General features: G+C 68.8%; 10 protein-coding genes. All 10 read left to right on the forward strand.

From position 1 onward, the window contains the following. Positions 1-88: 88 nt before the first annotated feature. The 10 genes from pedF (at position 89) to Q8X39_RS03335 (ending at position 8,835) form a co-directional block, all read left to right on the forward strand. Entirely contained in the window at positions 89-571 is a 483-nt protein-coding gene (pedF, locus tag Q8X39_RS03290) for a cytochrome c-550 PedF (protein WP_305748180.1), read from the forward strand. A 110-nt stretch (positions 572-681) separates the two neighbouring features. Next, complete coding sequence (locus Q8X39_RS03295; RefSeq protein ID WP_305748181.1) at positions 682-1,548, forward strand: substrate-binding periplasmic protein; 867 nt, start codon at positions 682-684, stop codon at positions 1,546-1,548. Positions 1,549-1,780: 232 nt separating this feature from the next. Further along, complete coding sequence (gene rpsU / locus Q8X39_RS03300; protein WP_012346814.1) at positions 1,781-1,993, forward strand: 30S ribosomal protein S21; 213 nt, start codon at positions 1,781-1,783, stop codon at positions 1,991-1,993. Positions 1,994-2,123: 130 nt separating this feature from the next. Next, positions 2,124-2,570, forward strand: coding sequence for a GatB/YqeY domain-containing protein (locus tag Q8X39_RS03305; protein WP_305748182.1), 447 nt, complete (start codon positions 2,124-2,126; stop codon positions 2,568-2,570). 42 nt (positions 2,571-2,612) lie between these two features. Further along, the gene (locus tag Q8X39_RS03310; RefSeq protein WP_305748183.1) at positions 2,613-2,966 is read left to right on the forward strand and encodes a protein tyrosine phosphatase family protein; all 354 of its coding nucleotides are present in this window, start codon (positions 2,613-2,615) and stop codon (positions 2,964-2,966) included. A gap of 39 nt (positions 2,967-3,005) precedes the next feature. Next, the gene (locus Q8X39_RS03315) at positions 3,006-4,505 is read left to right on the forward strand and encodes a cache domain-containing protein (RefSeq protein WP_305748184.1); all 1,500 of its coding nucleotides are present in this window, start codon (positions 3,006-3,008) and stop codon (positions 4,503-4,505) included. Continuing rightward, entirely contained in the window at positions 4,483-5,121 is a 639-nt protein-coding gene (locus Q8X39_RS03320; RefSeq protein ID WP_305748185.1) for a response regulator transcription factor, read from the forward strand. Before Q8X39_RS03315 ends, Q8X39_RS03320 begins: the two co-directional genes overlap by 23 nt. A gap of 196 nt (positions 5,122-5,317) precedes the next feature. Continuing rightward, positions 5,318-5,926 carry a TRAP transporter small permease subunit gene (locus tag Q8X39_RS03325; RefSeq protein WP_305748186.1) on the forward strand — a complete coding sequence of 203 codons (609 nt, stop codon included), beginning with the start codon at positions 5,318-5,320 and terminating at the stop codon, positions 5,924-5,926. Continuing rightward, positions 5,923-7,467 (forward strand): TRAP transporter large permease, encoded by a 1,545-nt coding sequence (locus tag Q8X39_RS03330; protein WP_305748187.1) that lies wholly within the window; start codon positions 5,923-5,925, stop codon positions 7,465-7,467. The genes Q8X39_RS03325 and Q8X39_RS03330 overlap by 4 nt, the downstream gene beginning before the upstream one ends. Before the next feature lie 174 nt (positions 7,468-7,641). After that, positions 7,642-8,835: an ABC transporter substrate-binding protein gene (locus Q8X39_RS03335; RefSeq protein WP_305748188.1), complete on the forward strand. Its 1,194-nt coding sequence runs from the start codon at positions 7,642-7,644 to the stop codon at positions 8,833-8,835. The last annotated feature ends 138 nt before the right edge of the window (positions 8,836-8,973 follow it).

Here is an 8,973-nt window from a genome sequence, read left to right on the forward strand (position 1 = left end):
GGCTACGGGTCGCCTGCATGAGGTCTGGCACAGGCATTGCAGTGAGCGGCTCCGAGTGCCCATCCCCAACGATCCAGGAGACCTGTCGATGCCCCGCTCCCTCGCCCTTCGTCCCGTCGCGCGCACCCTCGCCGCCCTCGCCTTCGCCGGCATCAGCACGTGGGCCGTGGCCCACGGTGACGTGACGCCCCAGGCGGTCGACACCAGCAGCCTGCCGCAGCTGGGCGCCGACTGGCTGCCCGACAACCCCTATCGCGGCAACGACAAGGCGGTGGCGATCGGCAGCTCGGCCTACAACCAGAACTGCGCCCGCTGTCACGGCCTGGAGGCCATCTCCGGCGGCATCGCGCCCGACCTGCGCAAGCTCGACAACGACTGTTCCAGCGCCAAGGACACGCGTCGCAAGACCGCCTGCGTGCGCGAGATCGACGACTACTACAGCGGCAGCGTGCGGCGCGGCAAGGTCCGCAACGGCGCGGTCTACATGCCGCCGTTCGAGGGCATCCTCTCGCAGGAAGCGGTCTGGTCGATCAAGGCCTACCTGGAAACCCGGCGCGAGAAGCCGCTCTGATGCGCACCTGAGTCATGCCCTTCCTTCGGCGCCCGCGTGGCGCCGTTGTCGCCTCTGTCCACCCCACGAGGTGCCGCCGCACGGCGCCCGATCCCGCGAGACCTCCCGCCATGAACCGTCGTCGTTTCCTGCAGCAGGGCAGCGCCCTGGCCCTGGCGCTGGGCGCCACCACCGCAGCCACCACCGCCACGTCCGCGCGGGCCCAGGCCCCCGACGGCGCCTCCGCGCTCGACAAGGTGAAGGCCCGCGGCCGCCTGATCGTCGGCGTCTACCAGGAACTGCCGCCCTTCCACGTCGACGGCAAGGGCATCGAGGTCGAACTGGCACGGGCGCTGGCCACCGGCCTGGGCGTGCAGCCGACGCTGCTGCCCTTCACCGCCGGCGAGAACATGTCCGACGACCTGCGCAACATGGTCTGGCGCGGCCACTACCTCGGCTGGGGCCCGGCCGACGTGCTGCTGCACGTGCCGGTGGACCGGCCGCTGATCGACGCGAGCCCGCAGGTCGAGATCTTCGGACCCTACTGGCGCGAGCGCGTCGTCATCGCCCGTGACCTCAGCCTGGTGCCCCGGCTCGACAGCCTGGACGACCTGAGGAACCGCCGCATCGCGGTGCCAGGCCTGTCGCTGGCCGGCTGGCTGATGATCGGCGCGGAAAACGGCCGCCTGCGCGAGCAGCTGTCGACCGACATGAGCAACGGCCACGAGGCGGCCCAGATGCTGCGCAAGGGCGAGGTGCCGGTCGCCGCCGGGCTGCGCTCGGAGCTGGAATCGGTGCTGCGCGACGACCCGCGCTATGCCATCACGCCGCTGCCCATCCCGCGGGCCCCGCGAGACGGCTGGGCCGTGGGCATGGCCGTCAAGCGCAGCGCCGGAGATCTGGCGCGTGCGCTGCAGGGTTCGCTCAACGAACTCGCCGAGCAGGGCCGGCTGCGCGAGATATTCGCCGGCGGCGGATTGGCCTGGCAAAAGGTTTGAGGCTCCGCGCCGGATACGCCGGCGCCGCCCTCCGGGCTTTTTGTGCAGGAGGGTTTGTCAAGCTCCCGAAATCTTTGTCTATAATTTCGGTCTTTGCTGCAATTGGCCTGATCGAGTTGGTGATCAGAGGGTTGTCGGTCCCGATCCGGTAACTTCCGGGACAGGACCGCTCCGCGCGGAACCCCACCACGACACCGACCACCGAGGGCATAACCGAAGGATCCTTCAGTTCATGACGACCATCCGTGTCAAGGAAAACGAGCCGTTCGACGTGGCCCTGCGCCGCTTCAAGCGCACCATCGAGAAGCTCGGCCTGCTGACCGAACTGCGCGCCCGCGAGTTCTACGAGAAGCCCACCGCTGAGCGCAAGCGCAAGAAGGCTGCCGCCGTCAAGCGCCACTACAAGCGCGTGCGCTCCATGCAGCTGCCCAAGAAGCTGTACTGACCGCCCCGCGCGGCTGATGCGGGTGCATGAAGCCCGTCAGCCGAACGAATGAGCCCACGCGGGACGCCGTGTGGGCTTTTTCATTTTCGGGACGCCTTCCCGTCCCCTCCTCCTTCAGACGAGACCTGCCATGAGCCTCAAGGACCGCATCACCGACGACATGAAGGCCGCCATGCGTGCCAAGGAAGCCGACCGCCTCGGCACCATCCGCCTGCTGCTGGCCGCCCTGAAGCAGAAGGAAGTCGACGAGCGCGTGGTCCTGGACGACGCGATGGTGATCGCCATCGTCGACAAGCTCATCAAGCAGCGCAAGGACTCGATCGCCCAGTTCGGCGCCGCCGGTCGTGACGACCTGGTCGCCAAGGAAAGCGCCGAGCTGCTGGTGCTCGAGGCCTACCTGCCGGCCCGCCTGAGCGCCGACGAGATCGACGCCGCCGTGCGCGCCATCGTCACCGAGCTGGGCGCCAAGGGCCCCGGCGACATGGGCAAGGTCATGGGCGCGGTCAAGCAGAAGCTGGCCGGCAACGCCGACATGGGCCTGGTCTCCGCTGCGGTCAAGCGCGCGCTGCAGCCCTGAATCCCGATTTCCCCTCCCGCAACCTTTCTGGATCGACACGCCATGAACGCTCCCCTGCTGCCCGTCCAGCCGCTGAACGCGAACATCTCGGTGGCCCCGCAACTGATGCCCGAGGCGATGGCCGCGGCGGCGGCGGCCGGCTTTCGCTCGGTCATCAACAACCGCCCGGACTTCGAGGGCGGCCCGGACCAGCCAACCAGCGCGCAGATGGAAGCCGCCGCGCTGGCCGCTGGCCTGCGTTATGCCCACCTGCCGGTGTCCGGTGCCTGGCAGTCGCCGGAAGAGATCGCCGAGTTCAAGCGGCTGATCGACGAACTGCCCGCGCCGGTGCTGGCCTTCTGCCGCAGCGGCGCGCGCTCCGGCAGGCTCTACGCCCAGGCCTGCGAACTGGGCTGATCCGGCCGGATGGCGACACCGTCCCGAACGGTCCTGAGCATGAGCTTCGCTGCGGCGACCTCGCCCCGCCACGAGACGCACGGCCTGCGTGCGCTGCGCCGCCAGCTGCTGCTGCTGGCGGCCCTGCCGCTGCTGGCCTCGCTGCTGCTGATCGCGCTGGCGGTGCGCCACCAGACCCAGGAACTCGCCGCCAGCGAGCGTGACCTGGTCCAGTCGGCCTACCTGTCGAGCAAGCGCACGGAGCTCAAGCGGTCGGTCGACCTGGCGCTCAGCGTGATCCAGCCGCTCTATGACACCGGCCGTGACGACGAGATCATCAAGGGTGAGGCCAAGCGCCTGCTGCGCTCGCTCGACAACGGCGGCGGCGACCACTATTTCTTCGCCTACGACTTCGAGGGGCTGTGCCTGGTGCTGCCGCCGCAGCCCGAGCTGGAAGGCCAGAACCTGTGGGAGGTCCGCGACCGCGACGGCCGCCCGGTCGTGCAGTCGCTGATCGCCAAGGCGCGCGAGGGCAGCGGCTTCTTCCAGTACGTCTGGAACAAGCCCAGCCTGCGTGCCGAGGTGCCCAAGATGGGCTACGTCGTCGGCCTGCAGCGCTGGGGCTGGATGATGGGCTCGGGCCTCTACCTCGACGACATCGACGCCACCCTGCACGAGCTGGAACAGCGCGCCCGCGACAACATCTGGGCCACGATGGCCTGGATCACCGCGATCGCCTTGCTCGGCATCGCGCTGGTCGGCGGCTGCGCGCTGGTGCTCAACCTCAACGGCGCCCGCGCGGCCGATGCGCAGCTGCAGCTGATGGCCCGTCAGGTCGTGCAATCGCAGGAGGCCGAGCGGGCCCACCTGTCGCGCGAGCTGCACGACGGCACGGGCCAGACGCTGGTGTCGATCAAGCTGCTGATGGACAGCGCGATCGGCCAGCTCAGACGGCTGGGCCCGAACGCTGCGCCGCCGACGCTGGACAAGGCGCGCGACCGCATCGAGGACGCCCTCGGCGAGATCCGCAACCTGTCGCACCGGCTGCGCCCGCCGCTGTTGGACACCTTCGGCCTGCCGGCCGCGCTGCGCCACCTGGGCGAGGAGTTCGCCGAGCACGCCGACCTGGCCTTCTTCCTGCGCGAGCGGGGCCCGGCCGTCGACCTCCCCGACGAGATCAAGACCGTGCTGTTTCGCGTCACCCAGGAAGCCCTGACCAACATCCAGCGCCATGCCCGCGCCAGCCGGGTCGACCTGCGGCTGGTCTTCAGCGCCAGCGGCCTGCGCCTGACGGTGCAGGACGACGGCGTGGGCTACGACGCCGCGGCACTGCGCGACGACCCACGCCGCGGCATCGGCCTGCGCAACATGGACGAGCGCCTGGCCTCGATCGGTGGCCGCCTGCGCATGCAGTCGCGGCCCGGCATGACCCGCGTCGTTGCCGACGTGCCGCGCGAGGCGATCCGCCGCTTCAGCAACCCGGCCAGCCCGGCCACTCAGGCCCCGGCCATCCCGCCACTCGAAGAGACCACCGCCCATGCGCATCGTCCTGGTCGATGACCACGCGCTGGTGCGCGAGGGCGTGCGCGCCCTGCTCGCCAGCCAGCCCGCGCTCGTGGTGGTCGGCGAGGCGTCGCAGGCCGACGAGGCGCTGGCGCGCATCGCCGACCTCCAGCCCGACCTGGTGCTGATGGACATCGGCATCCGCCAGTCCAACGGCATCGTGCTGACGGCCGAGCTGATGCGGCGCCATCCCCGCCTGGCCGTGCTGATGCTGAGCATGTACGACAACCCCGAGTACGTGCACCAGGCCTTGCAGGCCGGCGCGCGCGGCTACGTACTCAAGGACGGGCCGTCCAGCGAGATCTTCGCGGCCATCGATGCGATCGCCGCCGGCGGCAGCTACCTCAGCGCCGAGCTGACCCGCCAGCCGGTCGTGCCAGCCGACGAATCGGCCCGGCCGCTGCTGTCCGAGCGCGAGAGCGAGATCCTCAACGCACTGGCACGCGGCCAGTCGAGCAAGCAGATCGCCGCGCAGTTCGACCTGAGCGTGCGCACCGTCGAGACGCACCGCCAGAACATCCGCCGCAAGCTGCGCATCGCCGGCCAGGCCGAGCTGATCCGCTATGCGGTCGAGCGCTGCCGCACCGTCGGCGAGACCGATGGCAGCGGCTGAAGGCGCACAGGCGTCGTCCCGCGCCCAGGCCTCTGCGTAGTGCCGCGTAGTCGTAAGACCCAATTCGCGCTCTCAGGGTTTTCGAGTGTCATACGCGCCGCGTGCTGGCGTGTCGAAATCCGCCCTGCATTCCCCATCCAGAAACTCCAGAAGGACTCGAGATGTTCGTCACGACTGCACAGACAGGAGGTCGGCCATGAAGGCATTGATCGGTCTGGCGCATCGCATCGACTCGCTCAGCGACCGCTTCGGCACGCTGGCGAGCTGGGCGGTGCTGCTTTCCTGCGTGATCAGCGGCAGCAACGCCGTCTTCCGCTACGTCTTCAGCAACAGCTCGAACGGCTGGCTCGAGATCCAGTGGTACCTGTTCGCCACCTGCGTGATGTTCGGTGGTGCGCAGGTGCTGCGCGTCAACGAGCACGTCCGGGTTGACCTGTTCTACGGCAAGCTCAGCGGGCGCGGCAAGGTCTACGTCGACCTGTTCGGCCTGCTGTTCTTCCTGATGCCGGTCATCGGCGTGCTGACCTACATGACCTGGCAGCTCTTCATCGCCAAGCTGACCTCGGGCATGTTGCCCACCGACAGCATGGCGACGCTGGGCAGCGGCGCCTACCTCGTCAAGCTCTTCACCAGCGGCGAGATGTCGAGCAACGCCGGCGGCCTGATCCGCTGGCCCGCCATCCTGACCCTGCCGCTCGGCTTCGGGCTGCTGATGCTGCAAGGCGTCTCCGAGGTCATCAAGCGCGTCGGCTGGCTGACCCACACCTACGAGATGGACACCCACTACGAAAGGCCCCTGCAATGAGCATGGAGCACTTCCCGCCCCTGATGTTCCTGGGGCTCATCGTGATCATGCTGCTGGGTTTCCCGGTGGCCTTCTCGCTGGCCACGCTGGGCCTGGGTTGCGGTGCCTTCGCGGTCTGGATGGGCTGGTTCCAGCCGGCCTTCATGTCCAACCTGCCGCTCAACGTCTTTGGCATCCTGTCGAACGACCTGCTGCTGGCGATCCCCTTCTTCACGCTGATGGGTGCCGTGCTCGAGAAGTGCGGCCTGGCCGAGGACATGCTCGATTCGATGGGCCAGCTGTTCGGCCCGATCCGCGGCGGCCTGGGCTACTCGGTGATCATCGTGGGCTTCATCCTCGGCGCCATCACCGGCACCGTGGCCGGCCAGGTGATCGCGATGGCGATGATCTCGCTGCCGGTCATGATGCGCTACGGCTACAACATGCGCTATGCGACCGGTGTGCTGGCAGCCTCCGGCACGATCACGCAGCTGGTGCCGCCGTCGCTCGTGCTGGTCGTGCTGGCCGACCAGCTCGGCCGCTCGGTGGGCGACATGTACAAGGGTGCGTGGGGTCCGTCGATCCTGCAGATCCTGATCTTCCTGCTCTACACCTTCATCGTCTCGCGCGTGCGTCCGGAATGGGTGCCGGGCGTGGCGGCGACCGAGCGCACGCTGCAGGGCTGGGCACTGTGGAGGAAGTGCCTGCGCGGGATCATCCCGTCGGCCGTGCTGATCTTCGCGGTGCTCGGCAGCATGGGCGGCCTGCCCGGCATCGACACGGCGGTGGCCACCCCCACCGAAGCCGGCGCGCTGGGCGCCTTCGTCCTGGCCGCGATGCATGGCCGCCTGACCTGGCCCCTGGTCCAGGGCGCGATGGTCGGCACCATGCGCCTGACCGCGATGGTGGTCTTCATCCTGATCGGCTCGCGGGTGTTCTCGCTGGTCTTCCAGGGCGTGGACGGCGGCATCTGGATCGAGCACCTGCTGTCGGGCCTGCCCGGCGGTCAGACCGGCTTCCTGATCGTCGTGAACATCTTCGTGTTCTTCCTGGCCTTCTTCCTCGACTTCTTCGAGATCGCCTTCATCATCCTGCCGATGCTGGCGCCGGTGGCCGACAAGCTGGGCATCGACCTGGTGTGGTTCGGCGTGCTGCTGTGCGTGAACATGCAGACCTCGTTCATGCACCCGCCGTTCGGCTTCGCGCTGTTCTACCTGCGTGGCATCTCCGACACCATGTTCAAGAACGGCTCGCTGCCCCGCAAGGTCGAGACCCGCGACCTCTACATGGGCGCGATCCCGTGGGTCCTGATGCAGCTGCTGCTGGTGGTCATCGTGATCTTCGTGCCCGAGACGGTGACGACCTTCCTCGACAAGAAGGTCGACGTCGACGTCGAGGCCGCGACCCAGATGCTCCAGGACGTCGACACGGCCGAGCCCGGTGCCAGCGAAGCCGCCGCCAGCGACCCGACCGCGGCGCTCGAAGCCGCGACGGCGGCGTCTGCGGAAGAAGACCCGATGGCGGTCTTCCAGGACGCGGCCAAGGACGACGCCAAGAAGTGATCGAGCGGCGGACCTGATCCGGTCCGCCCCACCCCGACAGGCGGTGGCCCTGCGCAAGCGGGTCCACCGCCTGTGTCGTTTCGGCACCTGCGGCGCGCGGTCTTCAAGCAAGTCCGGATGTTGCGGCGCGGCACTTTCATGCATCGTGCGGGCCATTCCCTTCGGAGACCCGCCATGAAGCACCCCGCCTCGCCCCGCCGTCCTGCCCTGCGCCAGCTGGCCCTGGGCGCCGCCCTCGTCGCCGCCTTCACGGGCCTCAGCCTGCAGGCGGTGGCGCAGGAAAAGATCAAGGTCGGCCTGATGCTGCCCTACACCGGCACCTTCGCCGCGCTGGGCGTGGCCATCGAGAACGGCTTTCGCCAGTACGTCGACGAACAGGGCGGCAAGCTCGGCGGCCGGGCGATCGAGTTCGTCAAGGTCGACGACGAGTCCGACCCGGCCAAGGCCGCCGACAACGCCAACAAGCTGGTCAAGCGCGACAACGTCGACGTGATGGTCGGCACGGTCCACTCGGGCGTCGCGCTGGCCATGGCCAAGGTCGCCAAGGACAACGACACGCTGCTGATCGTGCCGAACGCCGGAGCCGACGCGATCACCGGCCCGCTGTGCGCGCCCAACATCTTCCGCTCGTCGTTCTCGAACTGGCAGCCGGGCTACGCCATCGGCAAGGTCGCGGCCGAACGCAAGTTCAAGACCGCCGTCACGCTGACCTGGAAATACGCGGCCGGCGACGAGACCGTGCGCGGCTTCAAGGAAGCCTTCGAAGGCGGCGGCGGCAAGGTCGTCAAGGAACTGAACCTGCCCTTCCCCACCGTCGAGTTCCAGGCCCTGCTGACCGAGATCGCGTCGACCCGGCCCGACGTCGTGTTCGTCTTCTTCGCCGGCGGTGGCGCGGTCAAGTTCGTCAAGGACTGGTCGGCCGCTGGCCTGAAGGACAAGATCCCGCTCTATGCCTCGGGCTTCCTGACCGATGGCACGCTGGAGGCCCAGGGCGACGCCGCCGCCGGCATCATGACGGCGCTGCACTATGCCGACGACCTGAGCAACAAGCGCGACCAGGCCTTCCGCCTGCAGTACGCCAAGACCTACAAGCTGCAGCCCGACGTCTACGCGGTGCAGGGCTACGACGCGGCCCAGCTGCTCGGCGCGGGCCTGGCTGCGGTGAAGGGCGACATCAAGAACCGCGACGGCATGGTCAAGGCCATGGAAGCCGCCCGCATCGACAGCCCGCGCGGTCCCTTCACGCTGAGCAAGGCGCACAACCCGGTGCAGGACTTCTACCTGCGCCAGGTGGTCGGCAAGGTCAACAAGAACGTCGGCCTCGCCGCCAAGGGCCTCGCGGATCCGGCGCGTGGCTGCAGGATGTGACATGTGAGCCCCCGGTCAGGCGCTTACGCCTGACCCGCCCCCCGAGGGGGCTGCGCAGGCCGCCTTGGGGCGGCCCGGCGACGGCCTGCGAGGGCGCGCGTCGGTCGACAACGTGGCGTGCGAATGGGCGCGCGCCCG

The sequence above is a fragment of the Leptothrix discophora genome, assembly GCF_030705305.1.
Classification (GTDB): domain Bacteria; phylum Pseudomonadota; class Gammaproteobacteria; order Burkholderiales; family Burkholderiaceae_C; genus Sphaerotilus; species Sphaerotilus discophorus.

What these genes read in the sequence shown, in the direction of transcription:
- Q8X39_RS03320 (WP_305748185.1), top strand. Translation starts at nt 4,483, where the DNA reads ATGCGCATCGTCCTGGTCGATGACCACGCGCTGGTGCGCGAGGGCGTG.
- pedF (WP_305748180.1), top strand. Translation starts at nt 89, where the DNA reads ATGCCCCGCTCCCTCGCCCTTCGTCCCGTCGCGCGCACCCTCGCCGCC.
- Q8X39_RS03305 (WP_305748182.1), top strand. Translation starts at nt 2,124, where the DNA reads ATGAGCCTCAAGGACCGCATCACCGACGACATGAAGGCCGCCATGCGT.
- Q8X39_RS03330 (WP_305748187.1), top strand. Translation starts at nt 5,923, where the DNA reads ATGAGCATGGAGCACTTCCCGCCCCTGATGTTCCTGGGGCTCATCGTG.
- Q8X39_RS03315 (WP_305748184.1), top strand. Translation starts at nt 3,006, where the DNA reads ATGAGCTTCGCTGCGGCGACCTCGCCCCGCCACGAGACGCACGGCCTG.
- Q8X39_RS03335 (WP_305748188.1), top strand. Translation starts at nt 7,642, where the DNA reads ATGAAGCACCCCGCCTCGCCCCGCCGTCCTGCCCTGCGCCAGCTGGCC.
- Q8X39_RS03295 (WP_305748181.1), top strand. Translation starts at nt 682, where the DNA reads ATGAACCGTCGTCGTTTCCTGCAGCAGGGCAGCGCCCTGGCCCTGGCG.
- rpsU (WP_012346814.1), top strand. Translation starts at nt 1,781, where the DNA reads ATGACGACCATCCGTGTCAAGGAAAACGAGCCGTTCGACGTGGCCCTG.
- Q8X39_RS03325 (WP_305748186.1), top strand. Translation starts at nt 5,318, where the DNA reads ATGAAGGCATTGATCGGTCTGGCGCATCGCATCGACTCGCTCAGCGAC.
- Q8X39_RS03310 (WP_305748183.1), top strand. Translation starts at nt 2,613, where the DNA reads ATGAACGCTCCCCTGCTGCCCGTCCAGCCGCTGAACGCGAACATCTCG.